Origin of the sequence: Sphingobacterium sp. BIGb0165 (genome assembly GCF_024810095.1) — a bacterium.
In the GTDB taxonomy this organism is placed as follows: domain Bacteria; phylum Bacteroidota; class Bacteroidia; order Sphingobacteriales; family Sphingobacteriaceae; genus Sphingobacterium; species Sphingobacterium detergens.
Genome location: NZ_JANUEB010000010.1, coordinates 86,179 through 104,827, shown reverse-complemented (window position 1 = coordinate 104,827; position 18,649 = coordinate 86,179). Strand labels below are relative to the sequence as shown.

The following is an 18,649-nucleotide window of genomic DNA, read 5'->3' as shown; positions in this document are numbered from 1 at the left end:
CATTTGTCTAAATTAATCAGATATAATACCATGCTAAGTAAAATCAGTATAGTACCCAGATGGATCATTTTCTTATTGGATATTTTCAGTGTCTCTGTCGCCTATCTCCTTGCAAACGTTATTTATTACGATTTTAATTTCGACTTTCTCCTTGATATAGATTTCAGCATAAGATATATTCTATTTATAAGCGTCTGTTCCCTATCATTTTACTTATTCAAGATGTATACTGGGATAATTCGTTATACAAGCGCGATTGACTCCATCCGGATATTATCCACCATAATATTTAGTGTATTCATGCTTCTAGTCATCAAACTGATTATTCAAGCAAATGAAATTGAACGGAACATTCCGACAGCATTGATCATCTTCTTTGCACTCTTCTCGTTTTTAATATTAACCGTATATCGAACTATTATTAAAATTTTCTTTCTCTATACAAAGAAGGTCAATGGCACCAGAAAGAAAACCTTGATTTATGGCGCAGGTGATCTCGGTATAGCCGTAAAAAGAACATTAGATCATGATGTGCGATCGAAAAACGCTATAATTGGCTTTTTAGATGATAATGACCAGAAGATCAACAAAGTAATTGATGGTACAAAAATTTATTCATCCAAAAAGTTCAATCATCTGATCAATACCTTGAATGTTGAAGAGGTCATTATTGCATCACACAATATTCCTTCAGAGCGCAAAAACGAAATCACGGATATTGCTTTAGAACGACATGTAAGTATTTTAACACTTCCTCCTGTTAAAAAAATTATGAATGGGGATCTTAACCCCAATCAGATCCAGAAAATAAAAATTGAAGATCTATTAGAGCGGGATCCAATCAAAATCAATGACGATCATATCCTAAACCAAACCAAGGGTAAAAGGATCCTTGTCACCGGTGCCGCTGGATCAATAGGGAGCGAAATAGCCTCACAATTGGGTAAATATGAACCTCAAATGATTATTCTCTGTGATCAGGCGGAATCCCCATTGCACAATTTACAACTGGATTTACAGGACGAATTTCCAAATCAGGTATACCACACCTATATAGCAGATGTCAGAAGTACAAAAAGAATGCGTTTACTCTTTGAAACATTCAAACCACATTATGTATATCATGCGGCAGCTTATAAACACGTACCGATGATGGAAAACCATCCACTTGAAGCTGTACAAACCAATGTTATGGGAACCAAAAACCTAGCTGATCTGGCGGTGGAATTTCAGGTCGAAAAATTCGTTTTCGTTTCTACAGACAAGGCTGTTAATCCAACAAATATTATGGGGGCAACAAAACGAATTGCCGAAATATATGTACAGGCCCTAAACAATCATCTGGAAAGCTTATCGAATGGAGACGTCAACACCAAATTCATTACCACGCGGTTTGGCAATGTTCTAGGCTCAAATGGTTCTGTTATTCCTAGATTTAGAGATCAGATCCAAAAAGGAGGTCCTGTTACAGTAACTCACCCCGAGATTACACGTTATTTTATGACTATCCCCGAAGCCTGTCGGCTTGTTCTTGAAGCTGGTGCAATGGGTCAGGGTGGAGAAATATTCGTCTTTGACATGGGTAAATCAGTGAAGATCGTTGAGCTGGCCAAGAAGATGATACGTCTTTCCGGATTCAAACCAAATGAAGATATCGAAATAAAATTCACCGGTCTAAGACCAGGCGAAAAATTATATGAAGAACTCTTAAACGATCTAGAAAACACCCTTCCAACCCATCATGAGAAAATTATGATCGCCAAGGTCCGTGAAAATAATTATAACATTGTAAGTCTGAAACTAGCGGAATTAGAACAGCAGTTAGCTACTCAAAATAAAAATGAGGTCGTCTATCAAATGAAGCTCATTGTTCCAGAATTTAAAAGTAAAAATTCGATCTATGAACAACTGGATAAAGAAATCGAATTATCAAATGAGTCCGAAAACAAAAGTTAATTCACTTTAAAATTTGTAAAACACTTGCAAATTTGCTCGAAAAGTGTATTTTTGCAACCATATTTTACTGATTAGTAATGTCTAAAAATACAAATAATACAAATCAAGGTTTGAAACCTTCAAAAGGATCTTTTTTTCAAGATAACCAAAAAAGCGTTGCGTTTATTTTAGGTGGTATCGTTGTATTGATTTTGCTGTACTTTGGATACGAAAAACTTTACTTGCAACCAAGAGCAGAGGAAGCATCGAATCGTATGTATAAAGCCGAGCAGCTTGTTACAATTGATTCTTTACAGAATAAAGCGATTTCAGGAGATGGTGCATTCCTTGGTTTCAAGCAAATTGCAGACGAATATTCAAACACAAAATCTGCCAATATTGCGAATGCATATTTAGGAGGTCTTTACTTACGCCAAGGTAAATTTGATGATGCTGTAAAAGCATTAGAAAAATATTCCCCTACAGGAAGTCAAATCTTAGACCCACTAGTTATTGGTTTGACAGGAGATGCTTATTCAGAGCTAAAAGACTATAAAAAAGCGGCTGATTATTACAAACAAGCTTCTGAAAAATCGAGTAACTCATACACAACTCCATTATTCCTAAAAAAATTAGGCCTTGTTTATGAGGCACAAAATGACTACAAAAGTGCTGAAACAGCTTACAAAAAAATCAAAACAGATTTTCCAGAAAGCCAAGAAGCTTCTACTATCGATGGTCTATTGGGTAGAGTACAAGCACATTTATAAGAAATCATAAATACACAAAAAAAGAGGCTATTTGATAGCCTCTTTTTTTGTGACCATCTAAAATCACTATCTTTGCATTTATTATGGCAAGTAGCATTAAAAATCTATCAGACTTTTCGCATATCCAAGTTGCGGATGCGAGTCCATTCAAATTTGCAATTGTAGTTGCACAGTGGAATGCAGAAATTACTGGTGCACTATTGAACGGTGCTATCTCAGGTTTAGAAAAACATGGTGCAAAAGAAGGCAATATCGAAGTTATCGAGGTTCCAGGAAGCTTCGAACTGACCTCTGGAGCGGATCTGGCATTGAGAAATCAAAGCTTTGATGCTGTTATCTGTCTGGGTTGTGTAATCCAAGGAGAAACCCGCCATTTCGATTTTATTTGTCATGCGGTAGCCAATGGCGTTTCAAACGTAGCACTGAAGTATAACAAACCGGTTATCTTTGGTGTACTTACTACAGATAACGTTCAACAAGCTTTGGACCGTGCCGGTGGTAAACATGGCAATAAGGGTGAAGAAGCTGCTATTACAGCAATACAAATGGCTGCCATTGCTAAAAAATTCTAGTTTGGTATCAATTTTGTCTATTATTTAATCATGAAAAAGTATTCTGGGCCAAAATACAAAAACGCACAAGTACTTTTATTTTAAATAAATCGATTAATAAAGTATGATAATATCTTATTAATCGATTTTTATTTTTTAGATATGATTATGAAAACATTATCGAACATACTCTTCGTATTTATGCTATCATTCCTTTCTCTCGGGCATTTATCTGCTCAAGATGATAGCCTGAATAAGCAAATTTGGCGCAGTATTGGTGGCCAAGGTAAATGGGATTCTTTACAGTATCTCGCTTTTTCTGCAAAGGGTAATACAGTAACGGAAGAGTTATCCAATGAAGAACGTAAATTCCTCTTTAACCGTACAACAGGAGAATGTAGATTCGATGGATTTAGCGGATCTGATCAGGTAACCTATTTATTCAATTTTAAAGGAAGCAGCACAGATAAGCTTTTTATTGCGGGCAATCTATCTACTGACGGCCAAGAAATAAAGAAATCCATAAAAAATCAACTTTTTGCGGATCTAAATCTGCTCTTGCTACCAACGCTGATAGAGCAAAGAAGTGTGCAGGTTAAAAATCAGGAGGAACGATTTATTGGTGGGCAAAAATTAACAGTTGCAAGTATTACCTCATCAGGTCCGATTCTCGGCTCGAAGCTAGACGGTTTAATCTATATCGATCAAAATACGGGTGAGATTACGCGTTATGAATACACTGATAAAACAGAAAAAATCAGTTATGAGGTAAGCAAATACAAAGAAATAGGTGATGGAATACGTCTACCTAGTTTATTTAGCGCTGCAAGCAACGACAAGAGAACCTGTGTATTCTCTTCGATATCTTCATTTGTACAAGTCGAGCAAAAGAAATTTAAAGAATTATAGCTATTATGATTAATTGGATAGAATTAAATACAGAAGAACAATTACAGGAACTTTATCAATCGGATAAGGTGTCCGCCATATTCAAACACAGTACAACCTGTGGTATCAGTAACATGGCAAAACGCAGTTTGGAACGGATGTCAAACACTGTCGATCAGGACTATTCTATTTATCTTTTAGACCTGTTGCGCTACCGGGCACTTTCGAATGAAATTGCTCAACGATGGAATATCGAACATCAATCACCACAGATACTGATTGTCGAAGGCAAAAATAGCCTTTACGATGCTTCACATGGGGATATTCAATTTGACGAAATTGAAAAATACCTGTAATTATTTGATTTTAAATATTTTGCCTTCATCATAGGCACTCAATGTAAGATTATCCCAAGTGATCATTCCATTGGATTTTTTCTTTAATCCACGTGGATTTCTGGCAACGATGACTTGGGATTCCCCAACCACTTTTACAGTATTCTGTCGAACTATGATAGCAGTTCCCTCATCAATCCCGATACAGGTCTTGTCAGGAAACTCCGCTAAGGCAGTAAAAAGTCGATTATATCGACTTCTCTTTACAAAATGCTGATCTATAATCGCAGATTTTATCAATCCCAGACCTTTGGCTGTCTCTAAATTTTGATGTTCCAGTCTATTGAAGGTAGGTCGATAGACCGAATCTTTTAATTGATTACCTGTTATCATTGTCTCGCTCATAATAGCCGCACCAGCGCTTGTACCCGCTATACATGCACCTTGCTGATAAGCTGCATGAATAGCATCGAACAATGCTGTATGCACTACGATCGACATAAAACGATTTTGATCTCCTCCAGTAATATAAATCAGTTTTGCATGGCGTACCGAATCAACTAGCTTTCGATCTTCAGCATCCGATTTCGAAAAATTAATACTGGTGATCTTATTTTTTGTCACTTCCTTTAATTGATGTACCATCCCCTCTACAGACTCATCGGGGACAGTGGAAGCCATCGGTAAGATCATTATGTAATCTTTTGGTGAAAGCTGCGCTGCTTCGACCAAAGCTTCCATCAGATGTTCATCTTTATGTCCACCACCAATGACAAACAATGTTCCTTTAGGTGAAATTCGTGATTTCTGACTGGTGAAAGAACACAAAACGATTACCGCGATAATACACAACAACTTTTTCATAACAGCTTCCCTTAGATTATACGTTTGATTACTTATAAATTTCTACTTTTATCTTACCTTCCTTTGTTACCGTGCCCCTATACATGCCTTCGGTATTGAACGGCATGGCGACATGACCTTCTTTGTCCATAACAATCATCCCACCATCTCCGCCCATTTTGCCAATCCGATCAATGACAGCTTGACCAGCATGCCATACATTATCATTTTTATATTCCATTAAGGCCGAAACAGAATATGCGGCTACATTACGAATATAAAATTCACCCCAACCGGTACAGGAAACCGCGCAAGTTGCGTTATTAGCATAAGTCCCTGCGCCAATAATTGGTGAATCGCCAACACGTCCAAATTTTTTGTTCGTCATCCCACCGGTCGAAGTACCCGCAGCTAAATTCCCCTGATTATCCAATGCGACACAACCCACTGTCCCAAATTTATAGTCCTTATTAAGGATCCCCAAACGCGAACTCTGTTTCTGATCATGATCCAGCTGTGTTTTGGTACTGTCCTCTTTTTTAATTTTTTGCAGGGCATCCCAACGCATTTTAGTCCAAAAATAAGATGGATCGACGATTTGCAAACCAGCTTCTTTGGCAAACTCTTCTGCTCCTTTGCCCACCATCATCACATGTTCCGATTTCTCCATGACCGCACGCGCTGCGGAAATCGGGTTTCTAATGGTGGTGACTCCAGCAACTGCACCAGCAGCTAATGTCTTTCCATCCATGATAGAAGCATCCAACTCGTTTTTTCCCGCATTCGTAAAGACAGCTCCCTTGCCTGCATTAAACAATGGAGAATCTTCCATTACATGAATAGCCTGTTCAACAGCATCTAAACTGGAATTCCCCTTCTTCAATTGATTGTAACCTTCATTCAAAGCCTGCTCCAAAACTGTTTTATACGCCTGCTCCATGGAGTCAGTCATATTTTTTTTCAAAATTGTCCCTGCACCACCATGAATTGCCAGAACAAATTGTTCTTTCGTCATTTCTTGCTTTTCCTTTCCGCCATTGTGATTACAAGAAGCCGCAACCGCAGCACTTCCAATAATCATGGCTATCATTGCATGTATCTTCATTTTATTATTTTGTATAACCTGGATTTTGCACCATATTTTTGTTGACAAATATTTCATCTGCGGGAATAGGAAAATTGTATTGCGCTTTTGTTGACTCCAACAATAGTGCTCCCGCAGTATTTATAGCATCTTGGACTCCTCTACGCACAGGCATTTTCCTTCTTTTTAAATCAAAAAAACGATGGCCCTCAAATGCTAACTCCTTATAACGTTCTGCCAAAATAGCATCAATAAGTTCATCTTTAGAAGCGCTCACTTGGTTTTGATAATCTTGAATACGTGCTCTTCTTAAAGTGTTCAAATCATTATTTCCCTCATTGATCTTATTTGTCTCCGCATTGGCCTCCGCCCGAATCAGGTACATCTCGCCTGTTCTAAATAATTTTACGTCCACGAGTCCAGCTGTTGCATCAGCTTCTTTACGGCCAAGATATTTTCCAATCAGGTACTGTTGTTTTCCATCTCCCCGATTGGGGTCATCGAGAATATAGCTTCCAAAACGGATATCTTTATTCTTGTCAAATAAAGCAATCAATTTATTTGAAGGTGTGTAAAGTGCTATTTCGCCATCCTGCCTAAAGAACATCGCCCCGATAGGCCCTTCAGCTGGAGAACCATCTTCTTTGGGGAGATCTGCGGCAGTCCTACGCAATGAAAAGATCACTTCATTGGAACTCTCGTCTGACCATATTTTCGGAAAAGAAGTCCGGTCAGCCAGTGGCTTTGCAGCAATGACTTTCGATGAAGCAGCAATTGCCAAGGTCCAATCTTTTGCATATAAAGCGGCTCTTGCTTGCAATGCATACAAGCCAGTCTTAGAAAAACGGTAAACAGCCTCTTCATCTCCAATTAAGCCCAAAGCGTCATTAATGTCCTTTTGGGCCAAGCTGATTACTTCGGCAACTGTTTTGCGTGATGGATGTCCAATTTCAGACCTCAACATATAGGGAATTCCCAATGCTGTAGGCTCATAGCCCGCTGCATAAGCTCTCAAAAGCTCAACATGAGCAAAAGCACGGATTGCAAGCAATTCGCCTTGGTAGTGCTTTTTCTTATCGGCATCTACGTTCTCCAATTTTTCCAGTCCTGCCAAAGCGCGATTTGCACGATCTATGACTACATAGTACTCACCAAAAGCGCTCGTCACCGATGAACTTGAGGCTGTATATTGCCAACGATAAGCACTAACATTTCCGACGGTGTTTTCCAGTGGATAAATTGCTTCATCTGAGACAACCACACTATTTCCAATAAGTGTATAGGTCATACCGGCGTAAGCGCCCTTGATGGCCATATCGATATCATCCAGATTACGGTAAGCTTTTTCGGGATCAATCGTATCTGAAGGTTTTAGATCCAATTTATTACAGGAATAGAAAGTCGACAAACCCACAGTAAAGAGGCCGATTACTAATATATTTTTAAATGATTTCATTGCCGTAGTCCTTTTTAAAAATTAACACTAAATCCTGCTGTGTATGTTCTCGGAGCAGGATAGTTAAAACGACTTATCCCTTCACTATTTTCGGGATCAAGCCCTCGCCAAGACGTCCAGGTCAATAAATTTTGTCCCTGCAAGAAAATTCGGGCTCCTTTAATTACCTTTTGATCCCCAAACAAGGTTTTTGGAAACTGATAAACTAAGTTGACATTCCGCAATCGTAGGAAAGAGGCATCCTGAATATCTTTGGATGTATATTCGCGTGGTATATCAATCCGCTGTAAAATGGTATTATCTCCCGGTTGCTTCCAGCGGTCAGTAAGCATGCGTATACTTTGGTTACTCGTCATATAGCTCGAATTCTCATTATAAAAATCCTCGTTATTCCAACGGCGAACGTCACTCACAAATGCAAACAAAGCATCTAACGAGAGGTTTTTCCAGCGGACAGTTGTATTAAATCCGCCAACCCATTTTGGAAACATACTGCCAGATTTTGTAACGGCCTGTGAAGTTTCATCGTATTCGGTTGTTATACTACCATCGCGGTTATAATACTGCGCATCGCCAGTCTGGGGATTAACTCCTGCCCACTCGGGCGCATAATAGGTTCCATAAGGCAATCCCACACGCATGATCCGTGTATCTCCATCTAAAACCTCTGTCAATGCATCAGAAAGATATAATATGGTATTTTTATTATAGGAAGCATTGACCCCTAAAGTCAACCCCCAATCTTCCCTCTTAATGACATCACCGGATAAGCTCATTTCCACCCCCCTATTACGCATCTTGCCCGTGCTCAATGGTAGCTTACGATCCAAGAATCCCGATGTCAAGGAAATCGGCTGATCAAAAAACATATTCTTGGTTATTTTATTATAATAATCCATGGCAATACGAAGCCGCTTTGATGGAAAAAGCTCCATATCAAATCCGGCATTGAATTCATCCACATATTCCCAGTCATAATTCGGATTTCCGGGATCATAAGGACGAATGGCTGTCTCACCACCATAGGTAATGTCCTTTCTAAAAGTTGCCAAGTAATTGAAATCACCATTGATTGTACTGGCCGTGGTACCATAGCTAGCCCGTAGGGATAGGCCTTGTATGAGTTCATTGGACTTCAAGAATTCCTCTTCTTTGATATTCCAATTTGCACCGAAGGAGTAGAAACCATGCCAACGATTCGCCGCTGCTACACGGGAAGAGCCATCATAACGATAACTTGCCGTCAACGAATAACGATTGTCATAAGTATACCTTCCCAAGGCCATATACGAAGCCAATGCATATTTAGTGCGTCCACCCAAAATTGCTGGCAAATAGGTCGGACTTACTGTTACACCATTCGGATTTTCCGGTAGACGGCTATCAATACCGTAACCTTTGTATCCAAAGCCGCGGTTACGTCGATATAAATATTCAAAGTAAGCCGAGAGCTCCAAATTATGCTTTTCGTCAAAAGTATTTTGATAGGTTAATCCTGTGGTACTGATCACATTGGTAGACCGGAGATTGTCTTCTGCGAATAATCCCTTTCCACCAAGTGTCGGATCCCGATCCCGTGATCCATAATAAGAATCGGGGTTGATATAATCTTGGCCTGTAGTCGTATTATAATCTATCCCCAACCGCGTGTGGACTTTTAAAGTTGGTAGCAATTGATAATTTAGATTGAGGCCAACATTGGTATTAAACAACTCAGAAGAACTACTTGAGTTGAGCAGACGCTCCAATCCGGCACTTCCCTCGCGCTGATCTAAAATAAAGTAATCGTCTTCATTACCAAAATGAATGAGCGTTCCGTCCGGTGCATATGGATATTCATAAGGTAGTGCATAATAAACCGATGCCATAGACGCCCCGACACGTGAGGCTCCCACACCTTCGGTAAATTTCGAATTTGTATACCCAAGGGTCACATTTACACCTCCTGAAAGCTTCCCTTTATCAAAATCTACATTATTTTTCAAGGTATACCGATCGAGACCAGATCGAATGGCAACACCCTCCTGTTTATAGTATCCCGCACTGCTATAGAACCTCACATGCTCCCCGCCTCCGCTTATATTCACCTGCTGATCCATAAACTTTCCGTTGCGAAAGAAGTAATCACGCCAGTCAACATTAATTCCTCTCAAACTATCCAAAATTTGAGCTGCTCGAGCTTTATAAGCGGAAGTTCCGCCCGCTACGTCAGGATTTTTTGGTGAATAGGTCCATCCAGGACCAATGCCTTCATTGTTATCTGGATCGACAAACGCCCCCAACTCTTCTTCAAATTGCAAACGTTGCTGCGTATTCATCATCTGGAATTTTGGCCGTGTCAGCTTGGAAAGGCCATATTGAGAGTTAAAATTCACAGTTAACTGCCCAGATTTACCTTTTTTTGTCGTGATAACAATAACACCGTTTGAACCTCTGGATCCGTATAAAGATTTTCCTGTTGCATCACGCAATACATTCACAGATTCAAAATCATTCGCGCTAAAATTCTTCAGTTCAGATGTGGCAATAGGAATTCCATCGATCACATACAGGGGATCCGAAATACCATTGATGGAACCAATTCCCCGGATAACGACAGAAGCAGTAGCACCGGGTTGCCCTGAACTAGCCATCACACTCATCCCCGGAACACGCCCCTGCAGCATTTGGTCAACAGAGGCCATAGGTACCTGTTCCAGATCTTTTGCTTTTACTGTGGTTGAAACATTGGCGGACTGTTTTTTCGAATAATTCGTATATCCCGTCACTGTCACATCCTCCAACACCGTGCTCTTATTTGCCAATACAATCGTTAGCGGCCCCGAACCACTGACAGTATTGCTCTGTCGATCATAACCCACGGAGGAGAATTCTAATTGATCCCCTGTTTTTCCAGCTATACTGAAATTGCCATCTGGAGCAGACTGTGCAGTTGTTCCCGCTGTCAAATTTCTGACGGTGACTCCTCCTATGCCTTGCCCCTTCTCATCAAGAACTTTTCCTCGAATAGTTTGTTGCAACAGTACAAATGAATTTCCATGATTGGCAAATGAGATGAATTTGCTTCCAGTCTTGGCAATAGTTGGTGCTAGGTTTAGGCTGAGCGCTAGTGTCATCAGCGCTTGAGCGTGCATGCTACCTCTCATAAATATCTACATTTTTGGTCAGTGTTAAAGCATATCAATATGGATAACTTTACTTAACCTAAAATGCAAATAATTATCGAACAAATGAAATGTTTTTTGTCTTATTCATCTTCTTTATCCCACCAGTCCGAAGCCTGTAAATCATCTATTTCACGACGATCTTTCTTCGTGGGTCTTCCCGTTCCGCGGTCTCGCTTAAGTACCGGTGCCTGAAACACCGATTTGTATCCTACAGTATCTTCTACAGGGGTTTGATCTTCATAAAACTGAACAGCAGTTTTTGCATCCACCCGTCGCTCGAGAAGACCGACCACTTTAACGACTTTCTTTTCTATTCCTTTTTGAATATGATAGACATCGCCGATCTTAACTTCGTAAGAAGGTTTAATATTTTGACCATTCAGCTTTACCCGTCCCGCCTTACAGGCTTCGGTTGCCAAAGTTCTTGTTTTAAACAATCTTATCGACCATAAATATTTATCAATTCTCAATTTTTCTGATGCTGCAGCCATAGTGCAAAAATAGTTATATTAGCAAATTATCGTGGTATTTCCACCGAAAATTAACATATTTGTACATCAAAATAAACAAATTCAAATAAGCAAACAAATAATATGGTAGAGCCACTTAAAAAATTGATTGAGGAAGCTTGGGAAGATAGACAATTATTGGAGTATAAAGAATATACAGAAGCAATTCGTACCGTGATCATGAAGTTAGACAGCGGTGAAATCCGTGTAGCGGAAATGATCGGCACAAGATGGCATGTAAATGACTGGATTAAGAAAGCTGTGATCTTGTATTTCCCGATCAACGATATGCGTGAAATGACAGCAGGTCCTTTTGTATTCCATGACAAAATGAAGCTAAAAACAGATTACAAACACACTGGTGTGCGTGTTGTCCCTGGCGCTTCTGCTCGTTTAGGTGCTTATTTAGCGAAAGGGGTAATCATGATGCCTTCTTATGTTAATATTGGTGCTTATGTAGACGAAGGCACAATGGTAGACACTTGGGCAACAGTTGGTTCCTGCGCTCAAATCGGTAAACACGTACACTTAAGTGGTGGTGTTGGTATCGGTGGTGTACTTGAGCCAGTTCAAGCTGCTCCGGTTATTATCGAAGACAATGTATTTATTGGATCAAGAGCGATCGTTGTTGAAGGAATTCGCGTAGAAAAAGAAGCTGTGTTAGGCGCTAATGTCGTATTGACTGCATCGACCAAAATTATTGATGTTACTGGACCTGAACCTGTAGAATACAAAGGCTATGTTCCTGCCCGTTCGGTTGTCATTCCTGGATCGTATACTAAAAAATTCGCAGCTGGCGAGTATCAAGTTCCTTGTGCATTGATCATTGGTCAACGTAAAGAATCTACAGATAAGAAAACTTCATTAAATGATGCTTTACGGGAGCATAATGTAGCTGTCTAAATTCAAGGTTAGAACTAAAAAAATAAAAAATGAGTGCATTTGTGGATCGTGAGGATTTGAACAAAGCGTTAGAAACGCTAAAAGCAGGTGGGGTAATCCTATACCCAACAGATACAATCTGGGGGATAGGCTGTGATGCCACTAACCCTGATGCCGTAGAGAAAATCTTTCAATTGAAAGGAAGAGATAAGTCCAAAAGTCTGATCGTCCTTTTACATAACGACAACCAATTGGCAAGTTATGTCAACGAAATCCCCGATGTTGCTTATCAACTTATTGAATATACGGACAAGCCATTGACAATTGTCTATTCGAATGCCAAAAATCTTGCCCCTAATGCCATTGCAGAGGACGGTTCGATTGGCATTCGAATTGTCAAACATCCTTTTTGTGAACAGCTTCTACAACGTTTCCGTAAACCTATTATCTCTACTTCAGCAAATATCAGTGGTGAGCCAACAGCGAAAGATTTTGACGAAATAGCTGAAGAGATCAAAGCAGGTGTAGACTATATTGTCGAATATGATAGGCACGTGAAGACTGATGGTAAATCATCTACCATTATGAAGCTGGACCCAAGTGGTAAATTTGAATTCATTCGAAAGTAATATAAATACCATCATGATTTATTCAAACTCATAGTAGATTGAATAAATAGTGTTAGTTATCTTGCATGCAGCTTTCATATAGTCGCGATGAAAACCGAGCCCGTGCGCTCGGAGACTAACCGGATAGCTTCATCACAATTGAAACCGTCGAAGGCAGCGTGATTGATGAACAAATAATTTATACAGATGAAAAAGATCATTTTATTTTTTGCATTGGCAATTGCTGTAAGTACGCAATTATACGCTCAGAAAAAGGAGATTCCTTCAGCGAAACCGGGTGTAAAATATGGAAAGGAAATTCAGGCTAATAAAGCGATTTCTGTTGCTAAACTGGAAAAAGAACTAAGTAGCAAGAATACTTTCAACGGTAAAATTGAAGGCAAAGTCGTTGAAGTCTGCAAAAAGAAAGGCTGTTTCATGACCTTACAACGCGACGGAGAGGAACCTATCATGGTACGTTTTAAAGATTATGGATTCTTTATGCCCGCAGATATCATCGGTAAGACAGTTGTTGTCGAAGGTGTAGCCAAGCGGAAAGAAACTTCAGTCGCTTCATTGCAACATGCCGCAAAAGATCTCGGTAAATCTCAAGCCGAAATAAATCAGATTACTCAGCCAAAAAACGATATTAATATTGTTGCTGATGGGGTTCTTGTCGTAAGATGAAAAAATTTCAAACAGCAACTGCCCCATCCATCAATGTAGGTGGAAAGCTAATGACATTTGAAAAACCTGTTATTATGGGTATTCTCAATGTTACACCAGATTCCTTTTTTGATGGTGGAGATAATACAACGGTAGAGAAAGCGCTGGAAAAAGCAAGTAGTCTCTTAACGGCAGGCGCTCAAATCCTCGATATTGGGGCCTATTCTTCACGTCCCGGCGCGCCATTAATCTCTTCTCAGGAAGAAATGGACAGAGCGCTTCCCCCTATCCTGGCAATCAGAAACGCCTTTCCAGAAGCGATCTTATCCATAGACACCTTCCGGGCGGATGTCGCTGCAGAAGCCATTGACGCGGGTGTACATATTGTCAATGACGTATCAGGAGGCACGCTTGATGAGGAGATGTTTGCAACAGTAGCCAAATATCAGGTGCCTTATATCCTCATGCATATGCGTGGTACTCCAGAAACCATGCAAGGACAAACCGAATATACCGACATCGTGACTGATGTTGCTACCTTTTTGGGACAAGCTGTAGCTCAATTAAGAGATCTGGGTGTAAAGGACATTATCCTCGACCCTGGCTTTGGTTTTGCCAAAACAATCGATCAAAATTACGAACTACTCTACCGGGTCAATGAATTGCAATATTTTGGTCTCCCTATTTTAGGTGGCATATCACGTAAATCCATGATCTACAAAAAACTAGGTATTACAGCCCAAGAGGCCCTCAATGGTACAACGGCATTAAATACCCTACTTTTGGAAAGAGGTGTACAGATACTTCGTGTCCATGATGTCGCAGAAGCCAAACAGCTCGTTGAGCTCTTCTATTAGAGAAGTGTGCACACTATTTATATAAACATCGTTCTGGGTATCTCGTATTTACTTTCCAATAAATGTTGGATCACTTAATGTTTCGATAAAAGCGATAATATCCTGTTTTTCCTGCCCCGTTAATGGAATTCGATTACCATTTTCTTTAAGAATAGGATCGAGATTTTCCGCTTCCAACACACCTTTATCAAAATAATCCAAAACAGATCTTAAGGTTGGAAATTGTCCAAAACTTCCATATGGTGCGGTATACGCTGCATTTCTTAACGACGGAACACGAAACGCCATTTGATCTGTACTAAGCCCAGTAACCCGACCTCGTCCTGCTTCTTCAGGATTGGGATTCAATGGGAAGCCCACATTTCTAAAACTTTGATCAGTAAATAGCGCTGTACTATGGCAACTTGCACATTTACTCTTGAAAGTAGTATACCCTCTCTCCTCTTCCGCTGTAAATCGCTCTCCCTCATTTCTTTTTACACGATCATATTTGCTATTGGCAGAGATCAATGTATACTCGTATTGTGCAATACTGCGATAAATTCGATCAGCCGTTATACTTACATCGCCAAATGCTTTTTGAAATAATTTTTTATAATCGGCATCAACAGCAATTTTACCGATCACCTCCAAGATAGAAGAGTTCATTTCTTCATGTGTTATAATCGGAACGAGAGGCTGTTTTTCTAATTGCAGGATATTTCCATCCCAATTATAAAACTTCATAAATGCCATGTTTTGAACAGCGGGCGTATTGCGAAGTCCTACCCGTTCATAAATTCCGACAGCCTGTTGCTTTCCATCTGAAAAAGCTAGACTGGGATTGTGACAACTCGCACAGGAAATCGTATTATTTCCACTGAACCTCTTTTCATGAAATAATTTCTCGCCCAATTCAACACCATATTTTGTAGGTCTATTTTGTGCTACGGAGCCATTTAGCGCTGGAAATTCAGCTGGTATCTCCAGAGAAATTTCAGGGTTGTCCTCCTTTATTGATTCGTCTACATCCCTTTTACTGCAGGAAAGTACAATCAACAACACAGTTAGGGCACAGATTACTGTTTTCATTCGAATAAATGATTTTGCAAATAAGAATAGGGTTATTATGCCACTATTGTTTCCTACTAACGAACAAGGAGTCTGTTAGATTTTATATTAAGACAAGGCCATCATCGCTAAGTTCCTGATGACCTTGCCATTAATTTCTTTTAGTTGTTTTCGACACGCTCGACAGAAAACATGCCGCTTTTATCCTCTTTACCATCACCCCCAATATTGTTTACAAATACTTCCATGGCTGCCATACTGCTATGAAGGCTTGGTGTTGTTGCGTTTTTCGATGTTAGGATTACTTTTGTTTTTCCACTTAAGAGTTTATCAAAGTCAGCTTTGATCGTGATTTTAGGCGCATTACTTCCCACAACAGCAGTCGTGGTCAAATCCAACGTGATATCGCGATAAGCATCTACGCCCTGCGTATATGTTTCAGGTTTACCTCCCTCTCCATTCAGTGTACTTCCAGTGTGGACCTGAAATGCATTATTTTCACCACCATAAAATCCTTCGATCTTCGTAAATCGATATCCTGTAGCCCATTGCCACATCATATCAGTATCATTAGCTCCCGCTGCAGCATAAAATACCGGAAATCTGACCTGATCCAATGTATTGATTTCTTGCTTTACCCCTAATCCAAATTTGAGCTGACGATACTCCCCTACAGGTATATTGGTCAATACATAATCCAAACTCGTTTGCTTGCTTTGGTTAATCACAGTAGCCCCTTTATCCAGGTCATTTACATTGTAAGGAATTTCAGTTCCATCTGTCTTAACAAGACGAATATTACTGACAACATACTTAAGTTCTGAGAGGTGATGTGCTTGATCCTTTTCTGATGTGTTAACGGTAGCATCAGTAGCTGCCGCCCCTCCAAGGACAATCGTGTTATTTTTAAATGTATTGTTAAAATGTAAGCTGATATTATTTGCTACGGGGTTGTTATCATTTTTGCTACAGGAAATCATTATTAATGATGCCGCAGATAAAATTAGATAGTTCGTTAATTTTTTCATTGTATGTGTTATTTAAATGTGATTGATTTTTTTAAAAATTGACTTTTAGGGAGGTAAAAATATTCCGTCCCATTCGTGGAATATTTCCCCAATCCGCATAGGTACTATAATATTCATTCAACAGGTTTTCGGCCCCAACCTGAAAGACCGATTTGAACTTGCCGAGGCTGAAACTGTAATCAGCAGATAAGTTCCATATTTTGTAGGAAGCAGTTTGATCTTCACCATAGGCTGGACTGTAATTGGTCTGGGCAAAATCCCCATTTAATGATGTCCGCAAGCCTATTCGTTTATAGCTATAATGAAGTGCTGTCTGATAGCTTAACGGCCGTATAAAAGGGAGATTACCCTCTTCATCGTCCTTACCTCTTGCGTAGGTAAGCACCGCTTTCCAATGCAGGTTATCCAGGACTTTATAATCTATGCTCATCGCCGTATTAAATAGCGTCGCATACTTTAAAGAGGTATATCCCTTCACACCAACGGATTGATAATTCATGGGACTTCCTAAACTCAGAATCCGTCCGATGATATAATTGTCGATGTAGAAGTAGTTCACTTTTGCGGATACACTTAGCTTTTCCGTTTTGAATCCAACACTGGCATTAACCTCATAAGAGATTTCATTTTTGAGATCAGGGTTTCCGATGTAATCGTAACGGTCAAAGCTATTGTAGATATAATAACCATAGGCTTCGGAAACGGAAGGTGCACGATGTCCAAACCCCGTTCCGACAGAAATATCAAACTGATTTAAGTTTAACTCGTAACTGGCATGTAGTCCCGGAAGCCATCTATTCTTTTTTTGCGGTGCTCCCGGATGAAAAATCCAATTAAACTCCACATATTTAGAATAATTGTAGTTCCAGCCTAACGATCCACCCATGTTCACTTTACTCCGATCTGAAATTTCCCAGGAATTGTTCATTGCAATACTAGCAAAACGTGTTGTTACCCAAGGCCAACTGTAGGCAAACATAGTTTGTTTGGATCGATCCTGTGGGTACATCCGCATTTCTGCTATCGAAAGATTATCATAAGCATTTAACTGTACTTCTGAAGAATATCGGTCTTTCTTTAAATTTATTTTTGACACCAATCCATAGGTTGTGCTCCACCCGGGCATATCCATATGTACCAAATTCTCCGGCCGTGTCGTATCATCCATATAGTGCTCTACGGCGTTGAAATAAACCTTGGTATCCCACACTTTTACCAACCCTTCCTCAAACAATTGCTTATAGGATGCTGATGTAATAATTGCCCGTGATAACCATAGATCCATTGGTAAAGCTGGGAAGCCAACATCTTTTGCCCGATCAAATATCGCATCTACCCTGACAGCAGAAAGTGCACTTGTCTTATAGGCTAAGCCCAATGATGCATTCAGTTTATTATATTGTGAGTGCAGTACTTCCTTGTTGTTTCCGTCATAATAATTACCGGCTTTACGAAAGGCAATGCTACCATCAGCAACGAAATTGTCTGTTGAATAGAATAGATTCCCAAGGTTAAAAGCTTGTTTATTGTTAAATTCAAAACCTGTCTGATACGCACCCCCTATTTTTTGTTGCAGACCAAAAGGCGTGCTTCTCCTTTTGAGATCAATACTTCCAGCCACTGTCGCGCCATGCATATTCCCCTCTTGCCCAGACTTTATATCAATGGAAGAAAGGTTATTGCTTTCCACGTAGGAAGTTATGGGGTCCATCTTATCTGTGCAGGCACCAAAAATATGCATACCATCAATTGTGATTGAGGACCGCTCAGTACTCATGTTATTCAGTAAGGGTTCCCATGCGTAGGCCCCACGTTTGATAAAGCTGATATTGTCTGATGAAGCCAAAAATTCATCGACGGAGACGGCCATTTTCATGTCACTTTCAATCTTTCGCTTGATCGCCGCTTCAACATTGACTTCCCCCAAACGTCTCGTTGTATCTCTTTTTACTGGGATGCTTTGCCCATGTACTTTCAATCCAAGAGAAAGAATAAAAAGAATAATACTTAGTTTCTTCAT

The 18,649-nt window shown here is 39.8% G+C and carries 17 protein-coding genes; 9 read left to right on the top strand and 8 right to left on the bottom strand.

Going from position 1 to position 18,649, the window contains the following annotated elements; all coding sequences use genetic code 11:
* Nucleotides 1-30: 30 nt before the first annotated feature.
* From M2408_RS21940 to ytxJ, 5 genes are all read left to right on the top strand, one after another.
* Nucleotides 31-1,956, top strand: coding sequence for a nucleoside-diphosphate sugar epimerase/dehydratase (locus M2408_RS21940; protein WP_259186956.1), 1,926 nt, complete (start codon nucleotides 31-33; stop codon nucleotides 1,954-1,956).
* Between the two features lie 77 nt (nucleotides 1,957-2,033).
* On the top strand, nucleotides 2,034-2,705 hold the full coding sequence (locus tag M2408_RS21935) for a tetratricopeptide repeat protein (RefSeq protein ID WP_120261859.1): 672 nt from the start codon (nucleotides 2,034-2,036) through the stop codon (nucleotides 2,703-2,705).
* A gap of 83 nt (nucleotides 2,706-2,788) precedes the next feature.
* Nucleotides 2,789-3,277, top strand: a complete 489-nt coding sequence (gene ribH, locus M2408_RS21930) for a 6,7-dimethyl-8-ribityllumazine synthase (RefSeq protein WP_259186637.1) — start codon at nucleotides 2,789-2,791, stop codon at nucleotides 3,275-3,277.
* A 147-nt stretch (nucleotides 3,278-3,424) separates the two neighbouring features.
* Nucleotides 3,425-4,165: a hypothetical protein gene (locus M2408_RS21925; protein ID WP_259186636.1), complete on the top strand. Its 741-nt coding sequence runs from the start codon at nucleotides 3,425-3,427 to the stop codon at nucleotides 4,163-4,165.
* Between the two features lie 5 nt (nucleotides 4,166-4,170).
* Complete coding sequence (ytxJ, locus tag M2408_RS21920) at nucleotides 4,171-4,500, top strand: bacillithiol system redox-active protein YtxJ (protein ID WP_223584325.1); 330 nt, start codon at nucleotides 4,171-4,173, stop codon at nucleotides 4,498-4,500.
* Here the strand turns inward: ytxJ and M2408_RS21915 are convergent, their stop codons facing one another.
* From M2408_RS21915 to M2408_RS21895, 5 genes are all read right to left on the bottom strand, one after another.
* Nucleotides 4,501-5,343: a cyanophycinase gene (locus M2408_RS21915; protein WP_259186634.1), complete on the bottom strand. Its 843-nt coding sequence runs from the start codon at nucleotides 5,341-5,343 to the stop codon at nucleotides 4,501-4,503.
* 28 nt (nucleotides 5,344-5,371) lie between these two features.
* Nucleotides 5,372-6,427: an isoaspartyl peptidase/L-asparaginase family protein gene (locus M2408_RS21910; protein WP_259186632.1), complete on the bottom strand. Its 1,056-nt coding sequence runs from the start codon at nucleotides 6,425-6,427 to the stop codon at nucleotides 5,372-5,374.
* A gap of 4 nt (nucleotides 6,428-6,431) precedes the next feature.
* A complete protein-coding gene (locus M2408_RS21905) occupies nucleotides 6,432-7,862 on the bottom strand; it encodes a RagB/SusD family nutrient uptake outer membrane protein (protein ID WP_259186630.1) in 1,431 nt (476 codons plus the stop codon).
* A 14-nt stretch (nucleotides 7,863-7,876) separates the two neighbouring features.
* Complete coding sequence (locus M2408_RS21900; RefSeq protein ID WP_259186629.1) at nucleotides 7,877-11,008, bottom strand: SusC/RagA family TonB-linked outer membrane protein; 3,132 nt, start codon at nucleotides 11,006-11,008, stop codon at nucleotides 7,877-7,879.
* Nucleotides 11,009-11,109: 101 nt separating this feature from the next.
* The gene (locus M2408_RS21895) at nucleotides 11,110-11,520 is read right to left on the bottom strand and encodes an RNA-binding S4 domain-containing protein (protein WP_259186628.1); all 411 of its coding nucleotides are present in this window, start codon (nucleotides 11,518-11,520) and stop codon (nucleotides 11,110-11,112) included.
* A gap of 102 nt (nucleotides 11,521-11,622) precedes the next feature.
* Between M2408_RS21895 and M2408_RS21890 the strand changes: the two genes are divergently transcribed.
* The 4 genes from M2408_RS21890 to folP all read left to right on the top strand — a co-directional run bounded on the left by M2408_RS21890 (nucleotide 11,623) and on the right by folP (nucleotide 14,551).
* Nucleotides 11,623-12,441 carry a 2,3,4,5-tetrahydropyridine-2,6-dicarboxylate N-succinyltransferase gene (locus M2408_RS21890; protein WP_108636324.1) on the top strand — a complete coding sequence of 273 codons (819 nt, stop codon included), beginning with the start codon at nucleotides 11,623-11,625 and terminating at the stop codon, nucleotides 12,439-12,441.
* A 29-nt stretch (nucleotides 12,442-12,470) separates the two neighbouring features.
* Nucleotides 12,471-13,049 (top strand): L-threonylcarbamoyladenylate synthase, encoded by a 579-nt coding sequence (locus M2408_RS21885; RefSeq protein WP_259186626.1) that lies wholly within the window; start codon nucleotides 12,471-12,473, stop codon nucleotides 13,047-13,049.
* 186 nt (nucleotides 13,050-13,235) lie between these two features.
* Nucleotides 13,236-13,715: a DUF4920 domain-containing protein gene (locus M2408_RS21880; RefSeq protein WP_223584318.1), complete on the top strand. Its 480-nt coding sequence runs from the start codon at nucleotides 13,236-13,238 to the stop codon at nucleotides 13,713-13,715.
* Nucleotides 13,712-14,551 carry a dihydropteroate synthase gene (gene folP, locus M2408_RS21875; RefSeq protein ID WP_259186624.1) on the top strand — a complete coding sequence of 280 codons (840 nt, stop codon included), beginning with the start codon at nucleotides 13,712-13,714 and terminating at the stop codon, nucleotides 14,549-14,551. The genes M2408_RS21880 and folP overlap by 4 nt, the downstream gene beginning before the upstream one ends.
* A 48-nt stretch (nucleotides 14,552-14,599) precedes the next feature.
* Here the strand turns inward: folP and M2408_RS21870 are convergent, their stop codons facing one another.
* From M2408_RS21870 to M2408_RS21860, 3 genes are all read right to left on the bottom strand, one after another.
* Entirely contained in the window at nucleotides 14,600-15,622 is a 1,023-nt protein-coding gene (locus M2408_RS21870) for a cytochrome-c peroxidase (RefSeq protein ID WP_259186623.1), read from the bottom strand.
* A gap of 140 nt (nucleotides 15,623-15,762) precedes the next feature.
* Nucleotides 15,763-16,629: an MbnP family protein gene (locus M2408_RS21865; protein WP_259186622.1), complete on the bottom strand. Its 867-nt coding sequence runs from the start codon at nucleotides 16,627-16,629 to the stop codon at nucleotides 15,763-15,765.
* Between the two features lie 31 nt (nucleotides 16,630-16,660).
* Nucleotides 16,661-18,649: a TonB-dependent siderophore receptor gene (locus M2408_RS21860; RefSeq protein ID WP_259186621.1), complete on the bottom strand. Its 1,989-nt coding sequence runs from the start codon at nucleotides 18,647-18,649 to the stop codon at nucleotides 16,661-16,663.